Genomic DNA, 26,984 nt, shown 5'->3' on the forward strand with positions numbered 1-26,984 from the left:
AACGAGCGAGCTTAGAATCCCGCCTCATTTTGGTATCTTTTCTAGCGTGTTATTTATACGATATTTTGATTAAATCCCAGTATTTTAACTTTGGCAGCTCAATAGCGACTTGGCCGTCCTTTTGTTCAAACGCCAATTCAACAGGCGACCCTCCATAGTAGTCCGGGGAAGCAAACATAATCCGATCCACTTCTCCGCTTGTTCGAACTGCAACTTTCACATTTTGGCGCTCGGTAGGTTCGGTCTGTTCTCCGGCGGAATCATTCCAATCCATCGTTGCCGCATCTGTGAAGTTAATGAAATGAATAATATCATCGCCATCCCTCTGCTTGGCAAAGGACCATACTTTACCTTGATCGGCAGATGCAGAAATTTGTACGTCGCCTGTTCCCTCAACTGTGGTCTTGGATTCCTCCAATCCGCCTCGCAGAATATTCTGATAAGCTACAAGGAAATCGTAATAATGAATTAATTGCTTCTCAAGCTCAACCGGAATTTTCAAATTCTTGTTTGGAAAATATTCTTTAGCCAACATGTTCTCCCCAAGCTCGAGGTGGGATCCGCCGGAAGCAAAAATAACCGCATCGGTCAGTAGGACCCCCGGAGTATTAAACTCCCCCGGAGCGTTGGCCAGATCATAATTCATATAGGCGGCCAATACCGTATTTAACCGTTGTTTGCTATATTTCGTGTTCTGATCGATAATTTCTTTCAGGTTTTTATACTTCGGATGACCATCCCATACTTCCGTATACAGAAAATCCAGAGGTGCGTTAGGGGCCAAAAAGGCTTGACCGTACTGCCCGACCGCATTCATGACGTAGTATACATCTAATTGTTCCTTAGCTTTTTTCAAAAAGGAAACGTATCCTTCAGGCAGTTTGACACTTTCTCCCTGCGCATTCCAAAGACCTCCACGGTCCCCTAACTGGTCTACATGCCACCCGTCAAAGGGCAGATGCTCAAAAACTTCGGCTTCCTTCGAGATCAAATAATTCTGCCATTCCGTGTTCGATGGATCATATAGCATAATGTCACTGGCCCATCCTTCCGGAAGTGGATGTTTATCCTGATTTGTCGCGCTTGGATCTTTAAAGAGCCCCCACTCCCGTTTGACTCCGTCCTTCTCCGCGTCTTCATATGCTCCGAAGATCAGGTTGTAATTCATTGCTTTCATGTTGCGGGCGTGGACCAGATCGATATAACCTTTCACCGTATTGAAAGCAACCGGGCGGTTTGCGATATCCTCCCAGCTTTTTGCCGGTTGGCCTCCATCCATCTTAATCGGCGTCTGATGCTTATATTGCCAATCATAAAATTGCACCCCGTTGATATGGAATCGGTTCAGACGTTCAATGACCGCTGCCATCTCATCTTGGCTCATTTCATGAAAATCCGCCAAATACCCGTACCGAGGGAATTTAGTCCAATCGGAGGAAACATCCACTGCGATATTAAGATGATCCTTTGCCTCTCCATTTTGGATCGAGAAAATCTCGGCCATATAGCCCTTTCCGTCCTCTTTCGGAGGAGTCCAAGTCCAATCCAGCTTTTCGCCAGAACCTTTCAATACCTGTTCTTCGATCACTTTCTCCAGATGGCGGTACTGGACTCTAACCTCCGCATCACTAACGCTTTCCTTAAAATAAAGCGTAAAGTTTACTTGTTCTCCAGGCTCATAGGCCGCCTTATCCGTTGCGACTCGGTCCATCATTGACTCACCCGTCACCTCTTCCGCTTTTAACAATTGCTTTTTATTGCAGCCTGCAATCAAGACCGTCAAACAACTTAATATTACAAGTGAAGTTCTCCCCAACTCCCAAAATTTCTTTACCATATCGCTACTTCTCCCATCTTCGTTAATGAACTAACCTTTTACACCGCCTTCATTAAATCCGCCTTGTACGAACTTCTTCTGGAAAACAACGTAAAGAAACACGGTTGGAATCAGCGCAATGATTGAAGCCGCAAACACCCAGCCGTAGTTGGTTGCGTATTTATCGTTAAACATAAGCAAAGCGATCGGCAGTGTTCTCATCGCCTCGTCTTTAATAATGACAAGTGCCGTAAAATATTCCTCCCACGTGCCTTGGAAGGACAATACCGCTAAAGTTCCGATCGCCGGAAGGGATTGCGGCAAATAAATATTCCAGAAAATCCGCCAATTACCGCCCCCGTCTATGAGGACGGACTCCTCATATTCCTTGGGGATGCTTTGGAAAAAACCTCGGAGGAAGAACGTACTCCCGACTACTCCGCCCCCAATATAAATCAGCCATAGCCCCCAGTAGGTGCTTACCAGTCCAAGGTTTTTGATAATAAGAAACTGCGGGATAATATTAATGACACCCGGGATCATCGTCGTCAACAAGAATACGCGGAAAAGCAGTTCCTTGCCCGGAAACTGAAATCTGGCGAATCCGTAGGCCGTTAAGCATCCCAGCAGCATACTGCCGACCATGGATACGACCGTCACAAGCGAACTGTTCAGGAAGTAACGGGCAAAATTATTTTTGTTCCAAACAAGAAAATAGTTGTCCAGATTGGGGACCACCGAGAAAATTTCTTTCGGTCGTGGCAGTGAATACGCACTCTTGATAAAACTAGTCAAGATCATATATACAAAGGGAAACAGAAACGCTAGCGCCCCCATAATAATGACGGCATATACGAGGAGTTGAAGATACCATTTTGTTTTCATCGTCCGCCCCTCCTACAACATTTTCTGATTGCCGAATTTCTTCATCTGGGTGTACGTCACCAAAAATACGGTGATTCCCATCATGACGGCAACAGCGGAAGCATATCCGAAGTTAAAATTTTTGAACGCCTGCATGTACATCAAGCTTGGAAGCGTCTGGGTCTGGTCCATCGGCCCTCCTCTGGTGATGAAATACACCTGCGGGAAGAAGTTAAAGGCCCCGTTAACCAGATTTATGATCACAAACGCGGTTACCGGCGCGAGCATGGGCACCGTAATGCTCCAAAACTGTTTGATTCCGCTCGCACCGTCGATTTGGGCGGCCTCATAATATTCTTTCGATATCCCCTGAAGACCCGCCAAATATATGACAACCCCCCAACCAACAGTCTTCCAGATATGGAACAGCCAAATAACGATCATGGCCGTCCAGTAATTTGACAAAAAATTGACCGGCTCCGGGAAAATGCCGAGAACCTTATAAAAAATGAAGTTGATAAGGCCGTACTCCCCGCCTGCAAACAAAAATCTGAACAAAAATGCAACGACAATCCAGGACGTAATAATTGGTAAATAATACACGGTTCTGAACACAAGTTTGTATTTTACAAAGTGAAGATTGATCAATACAGCAAATACGATCGCCAACAGCCAATTAATCGGCACGGTAACGATCACGTTCAGAATGGTGTTGCGAATTGCCATCAATACCTTGTTGTTGGGGTCAGTAAAAGCCGAAATATAATTTTCGAATCCGACAAAGGGATTCTCCGCATTTGGCATGATACTGTAGTCCTGAAAGCTGATAATGATATTTCGGATCATAGGGTAAACGACAAATACCGCCGTTCCGAGCACCCCCAAAAAAATAAAAGGCAAAACCGCCATCCATTGTTTAAAGCCTTTTTTCATCCGAGTTGCCGCTGGCGGTTTATTTCCAGTTTGCGGTTGGCTGGCCAATGGAATTGACATCTTCACCACTCCTTTTCCTTCCGGTTAAAGATGCGTCGCCTGATGATATCATCAGGCGAAGCTCCCTTATAACTCTTGTTTCAATTATTTATTAAGAATAGCCTCGATATTTTTTGCAGCTTCATCCAGGGCGGCTTTCGGTTCCGATTCGCCGCGTACCGCTTTTTCGATCGCCAGGTTTACGATCGTCTCCATTTCACCATACTGCGGAATCGGTGGCCGTGGGAGAGCCTTTTCCAACTGCTTCACGTATTCCGCCACGTATGGTTCTTTCAAAACAGATGGATCGTTTGCAGCCTTTTGATTTGTCGGAATCAATCCGGCTTTGGCCAACATTTTTTGGGGTTCTTCCGTAGTCAACCACTTGGCAAATGTCCAAGCTTCTGCCGGGTGTTTAGAATTTGCGAAAATAACTAAGTTCTCACCACCGACAACCGAACGACTGCCCCCAGGGCCTTCAGGAATTTGCGTCCATATCGTATCCTCGATGTTAAAGTTTGCATTCTCTTCATTCATCAATGTGCTAAAGAACCAGGGACCATCATCAATCATGAAATATTCATTGTTTTTCAATCCGTCCCATACTCCCGGTTCGCCGCCAAGCATGGTAGGGATAATCAACCCTTCTTTGCCCCACTGTACAATTGTCTCAAGTGCCTTCACGCTTTCAGGGCCATTTAAATAGCCTTCAACTTTGGTATAATCCTCGTTTGTCAAAACCCCGCCAAGGCTCCAAAAGTAAGGCGACACTCCCCATACATGCGCTCCCGAGATACCAATTGCGCCTTTGGCTCCTTTCTCCATCGCCTTTTTGGAAGCCGCAACAAACTCATCCATCGTTTTTGGCGCTTCTGTAAGCCCTATTTTCTCCAAAAGCGTCTTATTATAAATCGCGATCTTTGTGTTCGTATTCAAAGGAACACCATAGTAACCGCTGTCAAAATGGTTTGTTTCCATCGGCGCATCAAATACGCTGGACTTCACTTCCTCAAACCCTTCCATTTTGCTGACGTCTTGCAGTGCGCCCATTTTCGCGAATTCAGGAACCCAGATAATATCCATTCTCATCAGATCCGGCGCGGCATCACCGGCCACACCCGCAATAACTTGCTCTTTCAACCCTTCATAAGGCATTCGGGTCAAATTCACCTTGATCTCAGGATGCTCTTCTTCGAATTTCGGAACTACCTCTTCCATCAGCACTTTTTCTTCCTGTTCCCCGTAGGTATGCCAGTATTCGATTGTTACTTGCTTTTGGCCGCTGTTTCCGGAGCCCGTCTTGTCTGATTTACTGTTCGAAGCCGAGCCGCCGTTACTTCCGCCACAAGCTGACAATGATATTGCCAAAACAGCCGCCATAACACCAAAAGATATCTTTTTGTGCAACTTCATTACTATGAAACCCCCTTGTGCAATTTAACTTACTCTTTTATTATGAGGCGGAACTCCATGGCGAGTAACCGTTTACATTTAGCTCAAGGTGAACAATATTGCGAAGTTAGAGTTTCCAAATATACCCAATTCAAAAAAGGTGCATTATATTTTGATGGAATCTCAAAATAATGCACCTTTAGCAACTTTTATTTACCAACTACTTAGGGCTTGCTGAACGCTTCTTTAACAGGGATTCGGAAATAGGCGCCCGCGAGATAGTATCGTAAAATGAAGCAAAAAAGATCACGTAGCCTGCGCTCCCAATGCCGTTCCGCTGAGCCGGATGCCATGCTAATTACAGAAAGCCTGATTCTCGCGTGTGCGGTAGATCTGATTGGACGACAGAAGGGGCAGCCCCTTCTTTTATACCAATCTATATACTCTCGCTTCATAAGGTCTGAGGTTCCACTCACTGATCGGTCTTTCAGTCACGTTTTCGTAATTGGAAATGATTAATTGACTTCCACTACGATATTCCTCCAGCTTTTCCGGAAGCGTGAATTCCGCCTCCCTGTCAGAGAAATTGAGAATCACGATCCATTTTTCGTTTCGCCAAGTTCGGGTATAAGCATAAATTTGCTCATGCTCTTCAGCCACGATGTCATAATCGCCATAGATCATAATCGGATGCTGCTTGCGCAATTGGATCAATTTTTTGTAGTAATGAAAAATGGAATCCTTATCCCGAAGCGCATCCTCGACATTAATCTCCTTAAAGTTGGGATTTACTCCGATCCAAGGCTCTCCTGTCGTGAATCCGGCGTGTTTGCTTTCGTTCCATTGCATCGGAGTTCTTGCGTTATCCCGGGATTTTGCATAGATCGCGGCCATCGCTTGCTCCACCGGCATGCCCCCGTCATGAACCGCCTCTTTAAAGAAATTTAGCGTCTCGATATCCCGGTATTGGTCGATATTATCGAATTTCACGTTCGTCATGCCAATTTCCTCGCCCTGAAAAATGTAAGGCGTGCCCTGAAGGGTGTGAAGGAACGTGGCCAGAAGCTTGGCCGACTCTTTCCGGTATACCGTGTCGTCGCCAAAACGGGACACCATACGAGGTTGGTCGTGGTTGTTCAGATAAAGGCTGTTCCAGCCTCTGCCGTTCAGTCCGTACTGCCATTTGTTCGTAACGGCTTTCAAGTCGGCCAGCTTCCACTTGGTGAAGTTCCACTTCCCGCCTTCCCCGGCGTCGATATCCATCGTCTCGAAATGAAATACCATGTTTAATTCCTTGTTAGCCGGATCCGTATAGCGCGCAGCCAGCTCCGGCGTCACTCCCGGCATCTCCCCGACGGTCATGACGTCGTATTTGGACAATACCTCTTCGTTCATTTCTTTCAGATATTGCTCCAACCTCGGCCCGCAGAGGAAAAACTCGCCTCCCCAAGCATATTTGTCATCCCCAGCGCTCGGCAGACCTTCCGCTTTTGAAATACAATTGATCACGTCCATGCGGAATCCGTCGATCCCCTTCTCTAACCAGAAAGTCATCATATCGTATACCGCACGCCGAAGCCTTGGATTTTCCCAATTCAAATCCGGCTGCTTCTTCGAAAACAGATGCAGGTAGTATTCATCCGTCACCTCGTCATATTGCCATGCTGAGCCGCCGAAGAAAGATACCCAATTGTTCGGTTCGGAACCGTCCCCTTTCCCGGGTTTCCAAATATAAAAATCACGGTAAGGATTATCTTTGGATTTTTTGGATTCCTGAAACCAGGAATGCTCGTCAGAGGAATGATTGACTACGAGGTCCATAATCAACCGAATACCGCGTTCATGAAGGCCGTGGAGCAGCTCCTCCCAATCGTCCATTGTGCCGAATTCATCCATAATATCCTGATAATCGCTGATGTCGTATCCATTATCGTCGTTCGGAGATTTATAGACCGGACTCAACCACACGATGCCTACTCCGAGCTCCTTCAAATAATCTAATTTGCTGATGATCCCCCGCAAATCTCCGATCCCGTCTCCGTTGCTGTCCATGAAGCTACGGGGATAAATCTGATAAACGACTTCTTCTTGCCAAAAAGCGCCCATTTTCACCTAAATTCCTCCCAATACCGCATATAAATAAACGTTTCAAATTCATCTTAAAAAATCTCTCTTTCATGTACAACATTCTATAATCTCCAAAACATCAAAAAGGAGAGCGTTGACATATTCGCCCTCCTGTGATAACTGCCTTTAAATTAACGAACTGTCTCCAGAGGCGCCACGCGCCCGTAAGAGAATTTGGCAAGTTCACTCTTCGCCGCCCAGCGCACGCTGTTGGCAATCACCTGAAGCACCTCGGGGTGGTGGTATACGGGGAATGTTTCATGTCCCGGCCTGAAGTAGAAAATATGACCCTGCCCTCTTTTGTAACAACAACCGCTGCGGAACACTTCACCGCCTTCGAACCACGAAATAAAGATCAATTCGTCCGGGGCCGGGATCTCAAAACGTTCCCCGTACATTTCTTCCTTCGGAATTTCGATATACTCGCCAAGGCCCTTCGGGATTGGATGGCCGGGCTCGATAATCCAGATTCTTTCCTTTTCTCCGTCATCCCGCCATTTCAGCGCTCCCGTGTTCGTGCCCATAAGAGCTTGGAATATTTTTGAACCGTGTCCCGAGTGAAGGACGATCAGACCCATTCCGCACAGCACTCGTTGGCGCACTTTTTCTACGATCTCATCGCTCACCTCGTCGTGAGCCAAATGCCCCCACCAAATCAGCACGTCGGTTCTATCCAACACCTCATCGGTCAGTCCGTGTTCCGGCTCATCGAGCACGGCGGTTCCTGCCTCCAATCCGTCCTGGCCGTTCAGATAGTTCGCAATGGCCCTATGAATGCCCTCCGGATAAATCGCTTTCACTTGTTCACTTTGTTTTTCATGTCGGTATTCGTTCCATACGGTTACATTGATGTTAGACATGATGAAACACCTCCTGTTTGATATGAATCCATCGTTGTTCCGTAAATGATTCGATAATAGAGTCAAGGGTAAGCTGATTCATATAACCGTCTTCCATATCGGCGTCACACCCATCCCCTTTTCCTTGGACAAGGTTGATAAAAGACTGCATCTGATCAGTTCGGAAGGATTCAGGAATTTCCGCTTTCCGGAATCCGCGGTCTCCCTCTTCGGAAAAATGGACGTAAAGAGTGTCTTCCTCTTCGAGATTGTACACAAGTGCTCCGCGGGTACCGTAAATCTCCAGCTGTTGGTAGTTCCCCCGCCCGTAAGCGAATCTTGAAATGGACATGGCTCCCGAAGCACCTCCCTTAAGGCGCATCAGCACATGACAGAAGTCGTCGACGTCGACCTCCCCCTTACCGTCTCCGGAAATGAGGCCGCGTTCCTTGATAATCGTATCCGCATCGGCAATCACCCGTTCTGCATCGCCGATGAGAAAACGCTGAAGATCGAGAATATGCGAGCCCAAGTCTCCCAGCGCCCCCGATCCCGACAGCTCTTTGCGGAATCTCCAGACCAGCGGAATGCTTTCGTCCAGTCCCCAGCTTTGCAGGTATTGGCTGTACACGTGTTTAATATCGCCTAATTTGCCCTGGTCAATCATCCATTTTGCATATCTCACCGCCGCTTTGTAACGGTAACTGAAGCAAACCATATGCGGCAGGTAATCGTTCGCCAGCATATCCCTCAGCATACGCGCCTCCCGCGTATCCAGCGACACCGGCTTTTCAAGGGCAAAAGGCTTACGCCGCTTTATCGCCTCACAGGCGATCGCATAATGATTGTGATTTGGCGTACCGATCGTCACTGCGTCGAGTTCGGGATTCTCCAGCAATTCCGTAACACTCAGATATCTTCGCGTTTCCGGGATGCCGAGTTCTTCGCCCCTTCTTGCCAGCGCTTCTTCATTGCAATCGCAAATCGACCATACGTCGGCATCCTCGCTGGACAATATGCCCCCAATATGCATGTCCGCGATACCGCCCAAGCCGATCACACCGATTTTCAGCTTTTCCATTTCATCGCCCCATCCCTGTTAACATCGTTTTAATCACAACCCCAGTATAGAGTGTGATAGAATGGACGGAAATGGCGGAAAGATACCCTTTTTGTACAAAAGCGACTTTTATAAATTGATCTGGGAGGATAATCATGCTTGCTATTAATGTGGAAGTAATGCCGAAGATCAAATTGATGGGGTTCGTTTCCTATAAACAGCCTTGGATTCACTTTAAGAGAACGACGCACGAATGGGTTCTCTATTTCATCAAATGCGGTGAGCTTCATCTCCGGGAAAACGGTGTCGACTATATCCTGAAGAAGGGGGATCTCCTTGTCCTGGAGCCAAATTTGGAGCACGAAGGCATAGATAAGCACGTTTGCGACTATTACTATGTTCATTTTGAGCATTCGGACATGAAAGCGGTGGAGGTGAAAGATATCCTTCCCTTAGCCAGACACGTCATTCTGGAAGAAGAAGCCTATCAGGCCGGCCAGGACAATTCTATTTGTCATTTCCCAAAAAACTATTCTTTGTCGAAAAAAGACCTGTCTTTTTCCTTTCTTGCGATGAATGAAATACTGGGGCTGTACAGGCGCAAATATTTCAACCGCGGATTGACCGCTCTAAAATTTACCGAATGGCTGATCAAGGTCTCCAGGAAATACTTTATCGATACGCTTCAAACGCATGAGGGAGGCAATACCAAATCGTTCATTAAAGTCCACGCCTTGCTTGACTACATCCATGAGCACTATACCGAAAAAATAACCAGCACGGACATCGAGCAAGAATTTGAATGCAATTATGATTACATCAACCGGGTATTCACCAAATGGACTGGCCGGAGCATTATGCGTTATGTAAACCGGATTCGAATCGATCATGCGAAGGAATTAATCGAAGCGACCCATTTAAGCTTTAATGAAATTGGCTATTTGTCCGGGCTGGACGATCCGTATTACTTTAGCAAGGTATTTAAGAAGTATGAGGGACTTTCGCCCAGTCAATATTATAAAAAAGTTCGGGAACGAGGAGAATCCGGGCAATAGCTCAGACTCATTTCCCGACTTTTTTGATCAATGTTGATTCACTCCCTTGGTTTCGTCTTTGTCTTACAAAGCAATATTTTAATTTTGGAGAATAATGCAAAAAAAGACTTCGCAAGTCGAAGTCAACGTATCGGAAGCCAGCTTAGATCACACTTATATCCTCTGTTTTTCATGCATCGAGTAAAAAATGCCTTTTTGGGACAACAATTCATCCGGGCTGCCTTTCTCCGCAATCTTGCCGTGATCGACCACGATGATGTAGTCGGCATTTTTAACCGTCGACAGTCGATGCGCAATCACCAAAATGGTTTGACGGCCTTTCAATTTTAACAACGTATCATTTAAATGACTTTCCGTGATGGCATCTAAAGCCGAAGTATATTCATCCAACATGAGAATTTTGGGATCATGCATGAAAGTTCTGGCCAATAAAATCCTTTGAATTTCCCCGCCCGATAAATTTTCTCCGTTGCTCTCCACCTTTGTATCATATTTGTTCGGCATAATCTCGACAAAATCTTTCACATGCGCAAGTTCAACCACATGATCAAACCTTTGGAGTAATGCTTCATTCAGCTCTTCCTTTTGGATGGGATAAATAATATTCTCAAGAATGCTGTGGTTCCAAAGGATCGGTTTTTGCGGGTTATAGCCCACATACTTTCTGAACTGATGGATGTTGAATTCGGAAATGCGGATTCCGTCAAGCAATATTTCTCCAGACTCCGGTTCAATATGCCGGTGAACTAATTCGAACAAGGTGGATTTTCCCGAGCCGCTTAAACCTACAATGCCGACAAAACTCCCTGGTGCTACATCGAGGTCAAAATTTGAAATTCCGGGGGAGTTTTCACCTGCATGGCTGTATGAGACATTTTTCAATTCCAGCCTGGGGATTCTATTGAAATCAGGGGTGAGACTACCATATGGCAACTTATCCAATTGAAAAATTTCATTTATATTCCCCATAATGACCTTCATTCTGGTCAAATCGATATTGACTGTAAACAACGACTTAAAAATACTGTAGAGTCTCGGGAGCAATATAATAAACGCAAGTAACGTGCCCGGCGAGATTTTTCCAGATAATATTAAATAGAGGCTGTAACCGTAGATGATGCCCGTAATTAAGGAGATCACCGTATCCGCGATCAAGTTGACGACCATATGATGAAAAACATAGGATTTTTTGGATACGTTCCAGGCTTGATCATTCCATTCATTCCATCTCTTTTTTTCCACCTCTTGTCCATTGAATATTTGAACCGATTTAAGATTGGAAAAGAAATCATTTAAATGAGCGTTTTGCAGTAATCTGAGGCCTTGAGCCGTAAGGATTTTCGGACATAAAAAAGGGACTTCACCCCAACTTGGAGAAGTTTTCAAGTGACCAAACCCAAAAACCTCAAGGATGGAGGAAGTCACTTTGTATATTCTCCAAGAATGTCTGTTTTCCTTCGAAGAACTTTTAAAAATTCAACCCAAGGAGAGATTGCCGATCTTCTTCAGCTCTCTCGATCTGAGACCGTATGCCAAGGAACTGAGAAGCCGTTCACCCCGAGGCGCTGAGGGATACTGCAGACAAGGTATTCTACGAGCACTCTTGGCTGCGCCGCTTGAAGGAATAAGTACCTTTTCAGGGTTGCATAAGCGTTTGGATACGGATCTCCGGTTTCGTTATCAGTGTGGTCTTCCGCTGGATCGAGAAGCTCCTTCCATATCCACATTAAGCCGAGTTTTCTCAGAACTGACGAGAAAGGACTTGGCAAAACGGCTTTTTGAGGATTTGGTCACACGCTGTCAGCAGGAAGGTATCATAGAAGGCAGTAACGTCGCCATAGACAGCACCGCTCTCCGCGCTTACGAGAAAAAGCAGCCCAAACGCAAAAGCGAGCAAACGGGTAATGCGAACTGGGGCGCAAAAATTGATTCCTTCGGCAATAAAATCACATGGTTTGGTTACAAAATTCATCTGGCGGTCGATACGAAAAGTGAATTGCCGATCGCCTTGGAAGTAACGCCGGCGCATGTCAATGATGGAGAAATGGCGCCGGGCCTGATCGAGAAAACAGCGTCCAGGACGAGCACACGATTTTTCATACTCGATGCGGGCTACGACCAAATGAAAGTTTATGAGGCCGCCCGCAACGTCAAGGCACAAGCCATCATTCCCCTTAATCTTCGGGGGGAGAAGGAACCGCCTGCTGGCATGACCTCGAACGGAACACCGTGCTGTTCCATGGGTTATGCGATGACATACTGGGGAGTTGACGGCGATATGCATAAATTTCGCTGCCCGCATGCCACGGGTAAAGTCGACTGTCCGCTTGGCATGGCTGCCTGCTCGTCTTCAAACTATGGAATGGTCGTCAAAGTAAATGCGAAGGATGATCTCCGGCGATACAGCATCCCTCATCGGGATACAAAGCGTTGGAAGGAACTTTACAATGAACGAACCAGCGTAGAACGCTGCAACTCCCGATTGAAAACCTATTTGACGGCAGACGCCGCACATGTCCGGGGCATTCAGAAAGTCACAACTCACCAGTATTTGAATGCCATTGTTCTGCTTGCATCTGCGCTCGCCGTTTCTCATCATTCAAAACGGGCTGCCGCTTAAAAAACGAGCTGTTCTAAAATTCTGCAAGTCTGCCCTTTTCTTCATCCATATAATACCATTTTCGAAAATTACCCCTTAACGACAGTGAATATGCTATCGCTTCTTCTCTGAAACGGAATTATGCAAAACACTCAAATAACTCATGCCCTTTTCCAGGATCGAATAATAATTTTCGTCGAGAGTTTCGGTTTTTTTTCTAAATCGTTTGAAAATGTACATAAAGACCGGAAACGAAACGATTGCAACCGACGTAAGCTCGATGCTCATTGAAAACATGATCCACAAAGTGGCAAACAATAAAATGAGATTAGAGACGACCGACATCACGGTCTCTACAACGAATACCTCGCATAACATCCCGACTTGGGAAGTTAGCCGGTTCATCATTTCTCCTCGTCCAACCTGATCCATATGTTTAGGTCTAATTTGAAGTACATGCGAAAATAATCGCATTCTTAAGTTTTTTGAAAGTTTATTTCCCAGCTCATTATTGTAATATGCGGTAAAACTATTGAGCGCGGCAAATAGAACCGGAATGAGCACGATGAGCAAAATATAAAAAATGGCGGTATTGATTTCCTTTCTGGGCAAAAGCTCATCGAACAACTCTTTGAAAATGACGGGTTGCAGGATGGAAACGAGTGAAGCGGATATATTGAAAAATAAAATGAGAAACAGAACTTTTTTGCTTTTCTTTAAAACCTCGATAATGGCACTCCTGGCTTGATTCGCCATTCTTACACACCTCTCGCCATCTTTATTCCCGGCTAAAGCGCATTTTGGCCTCAGCACACTTAGCACAATAGATCAATTCAAGATAATCTTATCGGGTGCCGCAGATGATTTATACCTGTCAAAATATATGTATTTCACCCTAAATATGATCGAAGTCCAGCTAGGATTGCCCCTGTATCCGAACGCAAAAAAAGCCGGGGTGCTCGCGAGCTCCCGGCCACTTCTTATTGTTTCTGCTTGTAAAACTCGTGGTACAGCTTCATGAGCGCCCTTTTTTCGATCCGCGACACGTAGCTGCGGCTGATGCCAAGCTCCTTGGCGATCTCCCGCTGGGTCCGCTCCTCGCCTCCGAACTCCAGCCCGAAGCGCCCCTTGATGACTTCCTGCTCGCGTTCGTCCAGGATGTCGAGGTTACGGTAAATTTTGCTTTTTTCGATTTTCAGCTGCACCGTATCGGCGACGTCGTCGGCTTCGCTGCCGAGGATATCGATAAGCGTGATTTCATTTCCCTCTTTGTCGGTTCCGATCGGATCGTGGAGGGAAACGTCTTTTCGTGTCTTTTTAAGGGATCTTAAATGCATAAGTATTTCGTTTTCGATGCAGCGCGCGGCAAACGTGGCGAGTTTCGTGCCTTTTCCCGTCTGAAAGCTTTCGATCGCTTTGATCAGCCCGATCGTGCCGATCGAGATCAAATCTTCCAAGTCCTCGCCGGTATTGTCGAATTTTTTGACGATATGAGCCACCAGCCGCAAGTTATGTTCGATCAGCATGTTGCGGGCATGAGCATCCCCTTCGGACATCAATTGAAGGTATTTGCTCTCCTCTTTTTCCGTCAGGGGCTGAGGAAAAGCGTTATTTTTGACATACGATACCAGCAGCGTCAGTTCTTTGATAAACAGGGCAATAAAGCTGAATAATCCGGGCACAGATGACACCTCCTGCTGAATGGCTTAGGACACCGCGACTTCGTCAAAATACCACGGCGGCTCACAAGTGCGGTCTGTTCATTCTATGTGGGCGATGACCCATCTGTGCCTGTACGGCGCGAAAAAACGGGTTCCGCATGCGGAGCTTCCTTTTGCACGCCATCGTCAACATAAGCAGCGATGAAAAAGAAAAAAAGCCGAACGGTGTCACCCGGACGGCTGCAAAACGATGGCTTATTTGTTCTGGAAAGCTACTTTCAATCCCAGCGCGATGTAAATCGTCCCAACGATTTTTCCGCTCCAGCGGCCCAACCAGGAGATTCGCTTGGCCGCCCTCCCGATCGCCTGTATGCCCGCGGCAAGGGTCGACGTATAAATCACGCTTAACATGACGAAGACGAGGCCGAGGATCAAAAATTGGATCAGGGTCGAACCTTGCTCCGGATGGACGAATTGCGGCAAAAACGATAAAAAGAACAGGGATGTTTTCGGATTCAACACTTCGATGACGACGGCTTGGCCGAAAATCTTGGCGGAAGTCTGCGGCGCGACCTGCGGGAGCTGCGGGTCCGACGGTTTTTCCATGATGGCGCGAACGCCCAAATAGAGCAGGTAGGCGGCTCCGGCGAATTTGACGGCGTTAAACGCGATCGAAGAGGTCATTAAAATGGCCGAAAGCCCGATGCTCGCAAACAACGTATGAACCAAGTCGCCGGCCGCGATGCCCAGGCCGGCGATCATGCCGGCTTTGCGGCCGCCCTGGACCGCACGGGAACCGACCAGGAGAACCGCCGGGCCCGGGATAACAAAAAGACCGATGACGATCACTGCAAAAGCGCCCAACGTAGCCAACGAAACCATGAATCTTCCTCCTGTTTGCTTTATCGCTTTAAATCAAAGCCTATTCTATCATGAATGCAGCGCTTTGGGCAGGACCTTTTTTGCGATCTCCAGCCGTACGCTACCGGCCGTTTTACGGCAAGGCCGCTTATATCAGCCGATCCGCTCCCGGGCTTCTTCGGCCAGCCGGAGCAGCTGCTCCCGTACGCGGACGACATCGCCGACGATAAGCAGCGCCGGATTTCGGGCCTGCATCCGTTGGCAGATGTTAAACATGGTGCCGACCGTCCCCGTAAAAATGCGTTCCGCCGCGCACGTGCCTTGTTCGATGACCGCCGCCGGGGCAGATTCGGGCTTGCCGTGCACGATGAGCTCCCGGCAAATTTCCTCCATCCTGCCGACGCCCATGTATACGACAAGCGTATCGACGCCCCGCGCCAGCAAATCCCAGCGAACGCCGCTCGCCTCGCCCGAAACGCTGGTGCCGCTGACGAAAGCAACCGAGGAGCTGAGGCCCCTATGGGTCAATGGAATGCCTGCCGAAGCCGCGGCCCCGAGCGCCGAGGTTAATCCCGGCACGATTTCGCAGGGGACGGCAAGGGCCGCCATCGCTTGCGCCTCTTCCCCGCCGCGCCCGAACACCAGCGGATCCCCGCCCTTGAGCCGCACGACGCGCAGCCCTTTCATCGCATACGCTGCGAGCAGTTCATGGATTTGCTCCTGCGGTACCGCATGCCGGCCCGGGGCCTTGCCGCAATACGTAAGCATGGCCCCTTCTTTGGCATATTTCAGCAGTTCTTTGTTCGCCAATCGGTCGTATAAAATGACGTCCGCTTCCTGAATCCGCCGCAGCGCTTTCAGCGTGATCAGTTCGGGATCGCCGGGGCCTGCGCCGACAATCGATACGCTGCCCGGCTTCATAGGCTGCGCTCCGCGGGAACGGCCGTCCCCGGCTTGCCGGCATCCTGCGCGCCGTGCCGCGCTTGACGATGCCCCTTGTTTCGTCCGAAGCCGTGCTGGGACCCGTAAACCATAGCGCCGGTAAACAAGGCGCCCCCCAAGAAATTGCCGATCAGCACCGGGATTTGGTTCCACAGCCACCAATCGGCCAAACTCACGTTTGCCCCGAGCATCATGCCCGCCGGAATGACGAACATATTGACGACGGCGTGTTCGAAACCTTGCCCGAAGAAGATCAGAATCGGCAGCCACATCGCCAGCACCTTTCCGATGGTCGAATGAGACGTAAACGCCATGACGGCGCCAAGCGTTACCATCCAGTTGCACAGCGCGGCCTTGATCACGACAAGCAGGAGCCCTTCAGCGCCAAGCTCCTTGTAAGCAAGCGTCTTGGCTTCGCTGGTTTTGACGATCGTCTGCACGAGGGGGCTTCCCATATCCGTCCCCATTTTGGAGGCGGTCAAGGCATACAATCCCGCATAAACCAAACAGCCGATCACGTGCCCGAAAATGACCCATCCGAAGTTTTTCGCCATCGCGGCGGCGGAGGTTTTCCTTTGCGCCACGGCCAGCGGAATGAGGGCAAAACTTCCCGTAACGAGCTCCAGCCCCAGCAGCACGATGATCACGAATCCCGCCGGAAATACAAGCGCGCCCGCCATGCCGACGTTCGTCTGCGCGGTGGCGGTGAATGCCAGCGTCGTGGCGCATGCCAATATCGCTCCCGACAGCATGCCGCGAATGAGCATTTGCGTCCGGCTTAGCCGCGTTTTTCCGGCGCCGGCCTCGATCATGTCGTGAAGCACCTGATCCGGTTTCACGTAATCCATGGACATCACTCCCCGAGAAATAATAAGGGTTACTCGTAAAGGGACGAAGGACGGGGGCCCTTACCCCGCCGCCTGATCCGGAGGCGCGGTTTCCCCGCGTCCGGACCGTCCGCATAAATACATAGCGCCGCTGATCGGATCCACTTCCACGGCGTACGTGGCCACGCTGCCGGTATCCGGCTCGCATACCCGTCCGCTCGAAAGATCGATCTTCCAATCATGCAGCGGACAATGGACCGCGCGGCCGCAAACCATTCCTTCGGAAAGTTTGCCGCCTTTATGCGGACATTTGTTTTCCACCGCCAGCACGCTCCCGTCCGCCAAACGGAACAGCGCGATCTCGGTGCCTTCGAACAGGATGGTCCGCGCCCCTTTGCGGTCGATGTCCGATACGTTGCCTATATGAATTTTGGCCATGAGCAGATCCTCCCTAGTTTCTTGCCGATGCCGCTTCCGGAAGCGGCTCGAAGTTTTTGCGCAGGGCGCCGTCCGCCACGATCTCCTTCCACGGGTCGTTCAGCCTGCTGAGCGCCTGCTTCACCCGCGCGAAGAGGGCTATCCGGTCTTCCTTGTTCTCCAGCGCCTTTTTGACCGACTCCAACCCAACCCGCTCGATCCATACCGAGGTACGCTCGTTCCATTGGGCATTTTCCCGGTAGTATTGCAAAAATGCGCCTGCCCATTCGACGACCTCGTCTTCCGTCTTGACCACGCAAAGCAGCTCCGTCGCCCGGACATGCACGCCGCCGTTGCCGCCGACATGCAGCTCCCAGCCGCCGTCGATGGCGACGACGCCAAAATCCTTGATCGTCGCTTCCGCGCAGTTGCGGGGACATCCCGACACCGCAAGTTTTACTTTGGCCGGCGTATTCAGGCGTTCGAATTCTTTTTCAAGCCGGACCCCCATCCCGATGGAATCCTGCGTGCCGAAACGGCAGAAGGTGGAGCCGACGCAGGTTTTGACGGTCCGGAGCGCTTTGCCGTACGCATACCCCGAAGGCATGTCGAGTTCCGCCCACATGTTCGGAAGATCCTCTTTTTTGACTCCCAGCAGGTCGATCCGCTGCCCGCCCGTAATTTTGACCATCGGCACGTCGTATTTTTCCGCCACCTCGGCGATTTTTTTCAGTTCGGACGGGGACGTCACGCCGCCGTAAATCCGCGGGACGACCGAATAGGTGCCGTCCTTCTGGATATTGGCGTGGTACCGTTCGTTCGTGAATCGGGATTCCTTCTCATCCGCGTACGATTCCGGAAACAGCATGCCCAAATAATAATTGAGCGACGGCCGGCATTTGGAGCATCCCTCCGGGTTGTTCCAGCCGAGCACATGCATCGTTTCCTGAACCGATTGCAGCTTCATCCGCGACATTTCGGCCACGATTTCGTCGCGGGTCAGCGTCGTGCAGCCGCATATGCCTTCTTTGGCCGGTTCCCCTGCCGCATCGCCCGCATAGAGCTGAACCAGACCCTGAACTAGCGGTTTGCAGCCGCCGCAGGAGCCCGATGCTTTCGTGCAGGCCTTCACAGAGGCGACGGTCGTGCAGTTTTTCGTCAAAACGGCATCCTTGATCGTTTCTTTGGTCACTCCGTTGCAGCCGCAAATGATTTCATCGTCGGCCATGGCCGCCAGGCGCTGCTCCGCCGTTTCGGTTCCCGAATCTTGCGCCGAAAATCCCAGCAGCAGCTCCTTCTCCCTGCCTTTGACGGACTCCCCTTTTTTCATCAGCGAAAACAGCTTCGAGCCGTCGCTGGTATCGCCGAAAAGCACCGCGCCGATCAGGCGGTCTCCGGAAATGACGATTTTTTTGTATACTTGATCGACTTCGTCCTGGTAGCGCAGCGATCTTGCGCCCTCCGTTTCGGCAAAATGTCCCGCGGAAAAGACGTCCACGCCGGACACCTTCAATTTCGTGGACGTGACCGAACCTGCATAACCTTCCGTCTCCGCACCCGCCAAATGTTTCGCCAGCACGGCCCCCTGTTCATACAGCGGGGCAACGAGCCCGTACGTGATTCCCCGGTGTTCGGCGCATTCGCCGACCGCGTATATGCCCGGAATATTCGTCTGCATCAGGTCGTTGACCACGATCCCGCGGTTGACGGCGATGCCGGCTTGGCGCGCAAGCTTCACGTTCGGCTTGATCCCGACGGCCATGACGATCAAATCCGCTTCCAGGCGGGTACGGTCGCTAAACACAAGCTCCCTCGCCCTCTTCCGGCCTGCGATTTCCTCGGAATGCTTGCGGAACAGAAACTTCATTCCTTGCGCTTCCAGCTCCTTCTGCAGCATTTTTGACGCCGTTTCATCCAGCTGGCGTTCCATGAGATAAGGATGGATGTGCACGACCGTGACGTCCATCCCCAGGTGAAGCAGGCCCCTTGCCGCTTCCAGCCCGAGCAGGCCTCCGCCGATCACCGCTGCTTTTTTGTATTTCCGCGACGCTTCGAGCATCGTTTCGCAGTCTTTGATATCGCGGAAACCGATCACTCCTTCCTTGTCCGCACCCGGCAGCGGAAGCATGAACGGATCGGAACCCGTCGCCAGAATCAACACGTCGTAATCGGCGGCTGCCCCCTTGTCCGAATACACTTTCCGCGCCAGCGGATCGATCCGCGTGACCGTGTGCCCCGCGTGCAGGCGGATCCGATGTTCCTCGTACCAGCTCCAATCGTTCAGGATGACTTCGCTCATGTCGGCCCCGCCCGCGAGAACGGACGACAACATGATGCGGTTGTAGTTCGGATGGGGCTCGGACCCGAAAATCGTAATCTCATAGGCCTCCGGCGCAAGCTTCAGCACATGCTCGATCGTCCGGATGCCTGCCATGCCATTGCCAACCAGCACAAGCTTCTTCCTATCCATATATCCCGCTCCTTTCTCTATTTGAAGCCAGATCATGCGGCCCATAAAACCATAAAAAGCCTGCTTTTCGTTATCCGGGTAAAAAGCGCAAACGCACTTTCACGATCCGGGTTACGAAAGCAGGCTCCATTGCCGCATTCAGGATACGCCATTGTATCCTTCCCATTTGTTCTTGAGCAAAAATATACCGTATGCCAGCGTCCCTTGTCAACATATTTAACATAAAATCATCATTTATAATTAAAACGTCGACATTTACAAGGTTTTTGTGTTATATAAATTAACATCAAGATATGCATTTAGCAATTCAGAAGGGAGCGTGCCATACATGCGTTCGTTGCTCGTGATCCATCAACCGTCCGCTGATTTGGAGCGAAACGCATCCGATTCCATCGGAACGCATCGACCGGAATCCTTGCTTCGCTCCTGCGGCTACCAAGTCTGCCTTGCGAAAAACCCGGAACAGGCCGTAAATGGAATCGCCGAGGCGGACGGGACGGTGCTCCATTTGCCGATCGGCGACATCCCGTCGTGGAGCTGCAGACTGGAACAGCGGAAGCCGACGCCGATTCTCTGGTGGTGCAATGATGACGTTTCCGCCCAATCTATCAACTTATGTAAGGAAGATGTCATTATTGACGGAATCCTGTTCCCGGACATGAAGGCGCATGAGCTGCACTGGACGCTTTTCCTGAGCTTCAGGCATTTTAGCGAAAGGCAGCAATGGAAAAGCGAAAAGCAGCAGCTTCTGGCACGGATCGAGGAACGGAAATGGATCGACAAAGCGAAAGGCATTTTATGCGAGCTGAAAAACATATCGGAGGCCGAAGCATATGACCTGCTGCGGAAGCAGGCCATGAACGAGCGGAAACGAATGGTCGACGTGGCAACTTCCATCGTCCGTCTTCACCCTTTGCTTCGCCCATCCGACTCCGGAGGGATCAACACATGATGAATCGATGGTTAAAGGAAGTCGCCCGCGGCAAAAGGGGAGCCCGGGATTTGGCCTATGAAGAAGCGCTGCAGGCCGCCGAAGCCATTTTAGAAATGAAGGCGACCCCGGCGCAAATCGGCGCTTTCCTGATCGCCCAGCGGGTCAAGGAGGAAAGCGTGGAGGAGCTTGCGGCTTTCGTCGAGGCGTGCCGCAAGCATGCGGCACGGGCGCCGCTGCAGCAGGGCATTGACTGCGCCGCCCCGTATGACGGCCGCCGGACATCGTTTATGTCCGGTCTGGCCGTCGCGTTTGTGCTCGCTGCAGCCGGCCTTCCGGCGACGCTTCACGGCGCGGATCCGCTGCCTCCCAAATGGGGCGTCACGCTGCCGGACGTGCTGGCCGCGGCGGGCATCCCGCGGGCTTCGCTCGCCAAGAGCCGCTGCATTGCCGCGGCGCGGGAAACGGGCGTGTTAGTCGTCCACGCCGAAGACTGGTGTCCGCCGCTGAAGAGCCTCCGCCCGATCCGGGAGGAGCTGGGCATGCGAACCGTGCTGAACACGGCGGAGAAGTTCGCCGATTACGGCTGCTCCGCCTACCTGACTTTCGGCGTTTTTCACAGCACGATGTTTGACCGCATCGGCCGCCTGACCTCAAGGCTCGGTTACCGGAAAGGGATGGTCGTGCAGGGCAGCGAAGGTTCGGATGACCTGTACATTCACCGCCCTACGCGCATCTGCAGAATCGAAAACGGCGAAACCTGCCTTCAAATGATCGACCCGGAAACGTACGGCTTGGATACCCCGCTGCCCGAAAGAAGCTGGACCGCCGCCGAGCAGGCGGCCGCGACCGAACAGGCGCTGCAAAATGCGGGCCATATCGCCTTCATCCATCAGGTGCTGCTGAACGGAGCGGTACGGCTTCATCTGGCGGGACGGGCGGACTCCATTGAAGAAGGGATCTATGCCTGCAAAGCGCTGCTGGAATCCGGCAGGCCGTGGGCGTTATACCGCCGGTGGATGGAGCTTGTTAAAAATCAGCCCTCCGCCGTATAAATTTGCCGGCTTATATTCGCTTCTTGGCGTCAAAAGGCCCGCTGCACACGTTCTGCCTGCAGCGGGCCTTCTCTTGATCAGCTAAATTCCAAGGCGCCGACTCCTTGGACATGCGCCCTTATCGGAAAGATATCGGCGTTTTTTTCGGCAAAAAACCAGCGCCGGCCCTTTTTTGCGACGATCAGCAGCCCGTGCTCATCTCCGACCGGGGCGAATTGGTCGCTGCCTTCCCGATACTTCGGAAACCCCCGGCCGACAAGCTCATCCACAAACGGCGGCACGTCCTCCTTGACGATGCCGATTTCGCTGACGCAAAGCAGGCTTTCCGCTCCAAAAGGCCGGTCGGATGCGTCGTTCAGGCTGTGCCTTGCGATCAGCTCCACGATATTGCCGGCGGGGTCCTCAAAATACAACGAGTGGGCGTCCCAATCGACCGAATACGTTTCGTCTTCGCCGTTTTCCCGGTTCAGCGCCGTTTTTCCGGAAATCCAGGCCTTCGCCTCCTTGAACTGATTTTCGGGGATGTTGAAAGCAAAGTGATAAAACGGCCGCCCCTCCGCCGTCTCCTCGAAGGTCAGCTTCGTTTCGCCGATGCCAAACGTGACGAAGCCGCTCCCTTGTGCGATGACCGGCACTCCTAAAACGTCTTTGTAAAAATGTTTTATCGCACCCATTTCAGCGGTCTTAAACGTGATGTCCGTAAAACGCATTTCCATAACCTCCTTATCCGTCTGCAATTCTGTGTCTAGATCTTATCGAATCGGCCTTCCTTTTTCAATACGGTGCATAAAACGCGGACGGGCGGCGGTCCTTTCCCCCCGCTTTATAAGAAAAACGTCTATCGACGTACAGGCTGTCGAGAAACCCCCTGTTTTTTTGCAGGGGGTTTAAAATTGCCTCGTCGGTCACTGAAGTAGGGTTCTCAGAGCGCTTTAAATCGATTTTTATTTTAAAAGATATGATTCCCCATATAAAAAATAGAGTGTCGAAAAGTCCGTTGGACTTTCTCGACACTCTGAACGTCTATCGACGTACTTTCTTAGTAGACAGACTGCGTTAAGATGAAGTTTTTCTTGCAATGTCCATTCTGATATTATAAAAAAGCCCCGGATCCCCCGGGGCTCTTGCTCATCATATGATGTTTTTCGGCAAAGTCCAATCCTTCGATCAAACCTTAAGCCCGTGTTAAAACCGGTCGGCCCAAACGCATACCGGCTTCGAAATTTCAACGGATTTACCCGTGAAAGCCAGCTTCCCGCTGGTTTCGTCGCGCGTGAAGACGGCCAGGTTGTTCGTATCCCGGTTCGCGACAAGCACGTAACGTCCGCCGGGAACGATCGAAAAATGGCGCGGATGCTTGCCTTCGGCCGCTGCATGCTGAACCGCCTGCAATCTGCCGTTTTCCGCGTCCACCGCGTACACGACGATGCTGTCATGCCCGCGGTTGGAGCCATACAGGTGACGTCCGTCTTCCGAAATCGTGATCTCCGCGCAGCCGTTCTCGACGTTGACGCCTTCCGGCAGCGTCGATACCGTTTCGATTTCCGTCAGCGTTCCTTGATCCGCGTTATACCGGAATGCCGTCACCGTCGACTGCAGCTCGTTGATGACGTAAGCGAATTTTCCGTTCGGATGGAACACGAGGTGACGCGGACCGGCGCCTTCCTTCACTTTTGCTTCGCTCGTCGGAACAAGCTTCCCTTGCTCCCGGTCGATTTGGTATGTAAAAATCGTGTCCAGTCCCAAATCGCATACGAACAGGAAACGCTGGTCCGGGCTGTAGAAGGAGGAGTGGACGTGTGATTTTTGCTCCGGCTTGCTCCCTTCATGGTTGCGGATATCAAGCACTTGGCCGACGGTGCCGTCTTCCTTCAATTCAACCAGGCTGATCGAGCCTTTATGATAGCTTGCCAAGGTCAAATAGCGGTTATCCGCGCTGCGCTGGATGTGGCAGGACGGTCCGTTCAAGGCATTGGCGCGGCTGGTTTCCTTCAGCTTGCCTGCTTCCGCGTCGATCTGAAACGACACCGCGTCGCTCAGCTTCGACCCGTCCGCCGCGGCCGTTTCGCTGATCGCGTACAAAAGCCGCCGGGGCGTGTCCACATTCAGGAACGTCGGGTTTTTGAAGCCGGATAACTGATCGAGCCGGGTAAGTTCTCCGCTCGTTTCGTCGAATGCATATACATATACGCCGTCCGCAGATTCTTCGGCATAAGAACCTACGAATACGAGCATGCGCTGTTGGTCTGCCATTTAATTCGCCTCTTCTCTAACATTTTATAGGACTTTTGCAAATCCAATATGAAAACATTGTATCATTTTCAGCCGGTTTCCGGCAAAGATTTTCAAGCCGCGGGGGCTGCCTGACATCGGCCATTGCGCGGTCGTTCGGCCAAAAACAAGCGTTCCTTGCACACAAAAACCGCCCCCGGATCCGGATGATCCCCTGGGGCGGCTGTTGAAGGTGTTATACAAGACTTCCCGGCTTTTTGTGGTATTTGATAATCCCTTCGGCGGCCCGGTACGCCAGCGCGCCCACGGTGCCCGTAGGGTTGTAGCCGCTGTTATGCGGGAAAGCGGACGCGCCGATGACGAACAGGTTGTCGACGTCCCACATCTGCAGGTAATTGTTGACGGCGGAGGTGTCGGGACTGCTTCCCATGATGACGCCTCCGGTGTTGTGCGTCGATTGGTACGTCGTAATTTCGTACGGCGCCAGCTTCGTGTTGGCCACGACCTTGTCCGCGCCCATTTCCTTCAGGATTTCGCCGCATTTGGCCCCCATGAATTTGACCAGCTCCCGGTCCTGGTCTTCGAAGTCGAACGTAATCCGCATGAGCGGATCGCCGAATTCGTCCTTGTACGTCGGATCCAGGTCCAGGTAGTGATGGCGGAACGGCATGCAGGAACCTTGGGCGCCGACGTTGAGATGGCGGTTCGCGTATTTAATGGACGCCGCCTTGAAATCCTTGCCCCAAGTCGGCGTTCCCGGCGGAACCACGTTGTTTTGGATCGGCCGCGCCCCGGTTTGGCTGTAGGAAATGTTGGCCCCGTGGATGAAATTCAAATCTTTATGATCGAAGTTGTCGCCGTTGAAATCGTCGATGCACATGCCGAGCGCCCCCGCGCCCGCAAAAAGGTTGAATTCCTTGTCCTCGTAAAAACCGACGGCGGCCCCTTTCAGCACTTGGTATGCATAGTTTTTCCCGATGACGCCCGTTTCGGTTTTCGGATCGTACGGCTTGCCGATGTTGGACATGAGCAGCAGGCGCACGTTGTTGAAGACGTAACTCGTCAGGACGACGATGTCGGCCGGCTGTTCGTATTCTTCCCCGGTGGTCGTATCGACGTACAGCACGCCGGTCGCTTTGCCGCCTTTGTGCAGCACCCGTCTGACGTTGGAATGCGTGCGCAGCTCGAATTTTCCCGTGTTTTTCGCCACCGGGATGACCGTCACGACCGGATCGGCTTTCGCGCCGTATTCGCATCCGAAGCGTTCGCAGAAGCCGCAATACTGGCAGGCCGCGCGGGCGATGCCGTCCGGGTTCGTGTATTGGTCCGACAGGTTTGCGGAAGGCATGTGGTACGGATGGTAGTTCAACCCTTTGCAGGCGTCGGCGAACAATTTCATTCCCGGCGTCGTTTTCATCGGACCCGTCGGATATTTGTCGGAACGTTTGCCGCCTTTCGGGTTTTCTTCCCCGGAAATGCCGGCAACTTTTTCGAATTTGTCGAAATACGGCTCCAGCTGTTCATATGTAATGCCCCAGTCCTGGATCGTCATCCCGTCAGGAATTTTGTTTTTCCCGTAACGTTCGATCGTTTTGGATCGGATTTCAAAATCGTACGGCAGGAAACGGAAAGTTTGCCCGTTCCAGTGGACGCCGGAGCCTCCCAGCCCGTCGCCGAGCAAAAAGGAACCGTAGGAGCGCATCGGCAGCGCTCGGATTTTTTCGTTGCCGCGGAACGTGATCGTCTCCCGGGACAAATCCTGGAACATCTCGTACCGCAACGCGTAACGCAATTCGTCGTGAACCATGTAATAATCTTCGGTTTTTCTTTCCTTGCCGCGTTCAAGGCCGACAACGGACAGCCCCTGCTTGGTCAGTTCCGACGCAATGATGCCGCCGCCCCAGCCGACGCCGACGATGACGACATCCGTTTTAGGCAGTTTCGTAGCCATGAATCAATCACCTCTCGTTTAGTTTTTAGGAATGTGGCAGATGTTCTTTCAAGCTGACCGGCGGCATTTTGGCAAATTGGTCCTGCTCGATGATTTTCGCGTAGGACATTTGGTTGCCGGGGTAATTTTTCAGCTTCCAGCCGTTCATGTTGTTGTTGCCGCCGTAGAGCGGGTCGGCGTACACGCCTTCCATCGTTGCGCTGAACAGCGTCTTGAAAAATCCGCTTGCGGAAATGGTCGTCAGCTTCACCTCGTCGGTTTCGAAAGCCTTAAGGACGGCATCCTGCTCTTCCGGCGCCAGATCCTTGAACTTTTTCTGATATTTTTTATTGCTGTAGTTCTGGATTTCCTGAAGGCCGATATCGAAAATTTCCCGGCGTTTCAGGCGGCCCTGGTAGCCCTGCGTCGTTTCCCCTTTATAAAAGGGACCCTGCATGTATTCCCTGCCGTTGTTCCCCCATTCGCCCGCAAGCTGGTGGTCGATGTAATAAGCGACGCCAAGCTCTTTGGCTCCGGGTCCGTTATCGTCCGCAGGAAAAAGGCGCTCCGTGGCGGCTTCCGTAATCAGGAATTGTTCCTGCGTGAAATACATCAGCGCTTGGTTGAAATTGACGGGTTCGGCCGCGGGAGCCCCGCCGTTGTTTCCATTGCCGGTATTGGCGTTGTTGTTGGTCGTTGCTTTTTTCGGGGTCCGCAGCAGGCTGCCGACCACGCCGCCGACGATCAGGCCCCCGACGGCATAACCCGAATTTTTCAAGAAATTCCGGCGCGACTGATCCGGTTCTCTATGGTCCTTCAACTCTTTGTCTTCAGTTTCGTTTGCCATAAAAGTCAACCTCCAACTGTATGGATGCACGCCCATGAATTTGGGGCAGCATCAGTTTTTTGTTATTTTGTCGAAATATCCCACAAA

The 26,984-nt window shown here is 51.0% G+C and carries 23 protein-coding genes and 1 pseudogene; 5 read left to right on the forward strand and 19 right to left on the reverse strand.

Annotation, left to right across the window (positions count from 1 at the left end; all coding sequences use genetic code 11):
* Nucleotides 1-49: 49 nt before the first annotated feature.
* From NYE48_RS19545 to NYE48_RS19575, 7 genes are all read right to left on the reverse strand, one after another.
* Nucleotides 50-1,837, reverse strand: a complete 1,788-nt coding sequence (locus NYE48_RS19545; RefSeq protein WP_212947298.1) for a glycoside hydrolase family 66 protein — start codon at nt 1,835-1,837, stop codon at nt 50-52.
* A 30-nt stretch (nt 1,838-1,867) separates the two neighbouring features.
* The gene (locus NYE48_RS19550; RefSeq protein WP_036715280.1) at nt 1,868-2,701 is read right to left on the reverse strand and encodes a carbohydrate ABC transporter permease; all 834 of its coding nucleotides are present in this window, start codon (nt 2,699-2,701) and stop codon (nt 1,868-1,870) included.
* Between the two features lie 12 nt (nt 2,702-2,713).
* Nucleotides 2,714-3,673 (reverse strand): carbohydrate ABC transporter permease, encoded by a 960-nt coding sequence (locus tag NYE48_RS19555; protein ID WP_081992821.1) that lies wholly within the window; start codon nt 3,671-3,673, stop codon nt 2,714-2,716.
* 84 nt (nt 3,674-3,757) lie between these two features.
* On the reverse strand, nt 3,758-5,065 hold the full coding sequence (locus tag NYE48_RS19560) for an extracellular solute-binding protein (protein WP_339324015.1): 1,308 nt from the start codon (nt 5,063-5,065) through the stop codon (nt 3,758-3,760).
* Nucleotides 5,066-5,470: 405 nt separating this feature from the next.
* Nucleotides 5,471-7,150: a glycoside hydrolase family 13 protein gene (locus NYE48_RS19565; protein ID WP_036715302.1), complete on the reverse strand. Its 1,680-nt coding sequence runs from the start codon at nt 7,148-7,150 to the stop codon at nt 5,471-5,473.
* A 152-nt stretch (nt 7,151-7,302) separates the two neighbouring features.
* Nucleotides 7,303-8,031 carry a ThuA domain-containing protein gene (locus NYE48_RS19570; protein WP_340999746.1) on the reverse strand — a complete coding sequence of 243 codons (729 nt, stop codon included), beginning with the start codon at nt 8,029-8,031 and terminating at the stop codon, nt 7,303-7,305.
* Nucleotides 8,024-9,091, reverse strand: coding sequence for a Gfo/Idh/MocA family protein (locus NYE48_RS19575; protein WP_055107213.1), 1,068 nt, complete (start codon nt 9,089-9,091; stop codon nt 8,024-8,026). Before NYE48_RS19575 ends, NYE48_RS19570 begins: the two co-directional genes overlap by 8 nt.
* 176 nt (nt 9,092-9,267) lie before the next feature.
* On the opposite strand from NYE48_RS19575, the pseudogene NYE48_RS19580 reads away from it, so the two are divergent.
* Both NYE48_RS19580 and NYE48_RS19585 read left to right on the forward strand, forming a co-directional pair.
* Nucleotides 9,268-9,438, forward strand: a pseudogene (locus tag NYE48_RS19580) (AraC family ligand binding domain-containing protein); the annotation flags it as partial.
* A 51-nt stretch (nt 9,439-9,489) separates the two neighbouring features.
* On the forward strand, nt 9,490-10,125 hold the full coding sequence (locus NYE48_RS19585) for an AraC family transcriptional regulator (RefSeq protein ID WP_341000692.1): 636 nt from the start codon (nt 9,490-9,492) through the stop codon (nt 10,123-10,125).
* 153 nt (nt 10,126-10,278) lie between these two features.
* On the opposite strand, the gene NYE48_RS19590 is transcribed toward NYE48_RS19585, so the two are convergent.
* Nucleotides 10,279-11,550: an ABC transporter ATP-binding protein gene (locus NYE48_RS19590; protein ID WP_340999747.1), complete on the reverse strand. Its 1,272-nt coding sequence runs from the start codon at nt 11,548-11,550 to the stop codon at nt 10,279-10,281.
* A 1-nt stretch (nt 11,551) separates the two neighbouring features.
* Here NYE48_RS19590 and NYE48_RS19595 point away from each other — a divergent pair, with 1 nt between their 5' ends.
* On the forward strand, nt 11,552-12,745 hold the full coding sequence (locus tag NYE48_RS19595; protein WP_340997203.1) for a transposase: 1,194 nt from the start codon (nt 11,552-11,554) through the stop codon (nt 12,743-12,745).
* Between the two features lie 93 nt (nt 12,746-12,838).
* On the opposite strand, the gene NYE48_RS19600 is transcribed toward NYE48_RS19595, so the two are convergent.
* The 7 genes from NYE48_RS19600 to nirB form a co-directional block, all read right to left on the reverse strand.
* Nucleotides 12,839-13,480, reverse strand: a complete 642-nt coding sequence (locus NYE48_RS19600; protein ID WP_340999748.1) for an ABC transporter ATP-binding protein — start codon at nt 13,478-13,480, stop codon at nt 12,839-12,841.
* 224 nt (nt 13,481-13,704) lie between these two features.
* Nucleotides 13,705-14,406 carry an RNA polymerase sporulation sigma factor SigK gene (gene sigK, locus NYE48_RS19605; RefSeq protein ID WP_036712481.1) on the reverse strand — a complete coding sequence of 234 codons (702 nt, stop codon included), beginning with the start codon at nt 14,404-14,406 and terminating at the stop codon, nt 13,705-13,707.
* Nucleotides 14,407-14,640: 234 nt separating this feature from the next.
* Entirely contained in the window at nt 14,641-15,267 is a 627-nt protein-coding gene (locus NYE48_RS19610; RefSeq protein WP_212947304.1) for a LysE family translocator, read from the reverse strand.
* 132 nt (nt 15,268-15,399) lie between these two features.
* Nucleotides 15,400-16,167: a uroporphyrinogen-III C-methyltransferase gene (cobA, locus tag NYE48_RS19615; RefSeq protein WP_340999749.1), complete on the reverse strand. Its 768-nt coding sequence runs from the start codon at nt 16,165-16,167 to the stop codon at nt 15,400-15,402.
* Nucleotides 16,164-17,036 carry a formate/nitrite transporter family protein gene (locus NYE48_RS19620; protein ID WP_340999750.1) on the reverse strand — a complete coding sequence of 291 codons (873 nt, stop codon included), beginning with the start codon at nt 17,034-17,036 and terminating at the stop codon, nt 16,164-16,166. Before NYE48_RS19620 ends, cobA begins: the two co-directional genes overlap by 4 nt.
* A gap of 60 nt (nt 17,037-17,096) precedes the next feature.
* Nucleotides 17,097-17,453, reverse strand: coding sequence for a nitrite reductase small subunit NirD (gene nirD / locus NYE48_RS19625; protein ID WP_052147137.1), 357 nt, complete (start codon nt 17,451-17,453; stop codon nt 17,097-17,099).
* Between the two features lie 13 nt (nt 17,454-17,466).
* Complete coding sequence (gene nirB, locus NYE48_RS19630; RefSeq protein WP_340999751.1) at nt 17,467-19,902, reverse strand: nitrite reductase large subunit NirB; 2,436 nt, start codon at nt 19,900-19,902, stop codon at nt 17,467-17,469.
* Between the two features lie 328 nt (nt 19,903-20,230).
* On the opposite strand from nirB, the gene NYE48_RS19635 reads away from it, so the two are divergent.
* Nucleotides 20,231-20,854 (forward strand): ANTAR domain-containing response regulator, encoded by a 624-nt coding sequence (locus tag NYE48_RS19635; RefSeq protein WP_036712473.1) that lies wholly within the window; start codon nt 20,231-20,233, stop codon nt 20,852-20,854.
* Entirely contained in the window at nt 20,851-21,888 is a 1,038-nt protein-coding gene (locus NYE48_RS19640; protein ID WP_340999752.1) for an anthranilate phosphoribosyltransferase, read from the forward strand. Before NYE48_RS19635 ends, NYE48_RS19640 begins: the two co-directional genes overlap by 4 nt.
* Nucleotides 21,889-21,965: 77 nt before the next feature.
* Here the strand turns inward: NYE48_RS19640 and NYE48_RS19645 are convergent, their stop codons facing one another.
* The 4 genes from NYE48_RS19645 to NYE48_RS19660 form a co-directional block, all read right to left on the reverse strand.
* Nucleotides 21,966-22,598 (reverse strand): VOC family protein, encoded by a 633-nt coding sequence (locus NYE48_RS19645; protein WP_340999753.1) that lies wholly within the window; start codon nt 22,596-22,598, stop codon nt 21,966-21,968.
* Nucleotides 22,599-23,073: 475 nt separating this feature from the next.
* Entirely contained in the window at nt 23,074-24,141 is a 1,068-nt protein-coding gene (locus NYE48_RS19650) for a lactonase family protein (RefSeq protein ID WP_212947318.1), read from the reverse strand.
* Between the two features lie 214 nt (nt 24,142-24,355).
* The gene (locus NYE48_RS19655) at nt 24,356-26,071 is read right to left on the reverse strand and encodes a GMC family oxidoreductase (RefSeq protein ID WP_340999754.1); all 1,716 of its coding nucleotides are present in this window, start codon (nt 26,069-26,071) and stop codon (nt 24,356-24,358) included.
* Between the two features lie 25 nt (nt 26,072-26,096).
* Nucleotides 26,097-26,897 carry a gluconate 2-dehydrogenase subunit 3 family protein gene (locus NYE48_RS19660; RefSeq protein WP_212947320.1) on the reverse strand — a complete coding sequence of 267 codons (801 nt, stop codon included), beginning with the start codon at nt 26,895-26,897 and terminating at the stop codon, nt 26,097-26,099.
* Between the last annotated feature and the right edge of the window lie 87 nt (nt 26,898-26,984).

Source organism: Paenibacillus sp. FSL M7-1455 (assembly GCF_038004655.1).
Lineage (GTDB): Bacteria > Bacillota > Bacilli > Paenibacillales > Paenibacillaceae > Paenibacillus_AQ > Paenibacillus_AQ cookii.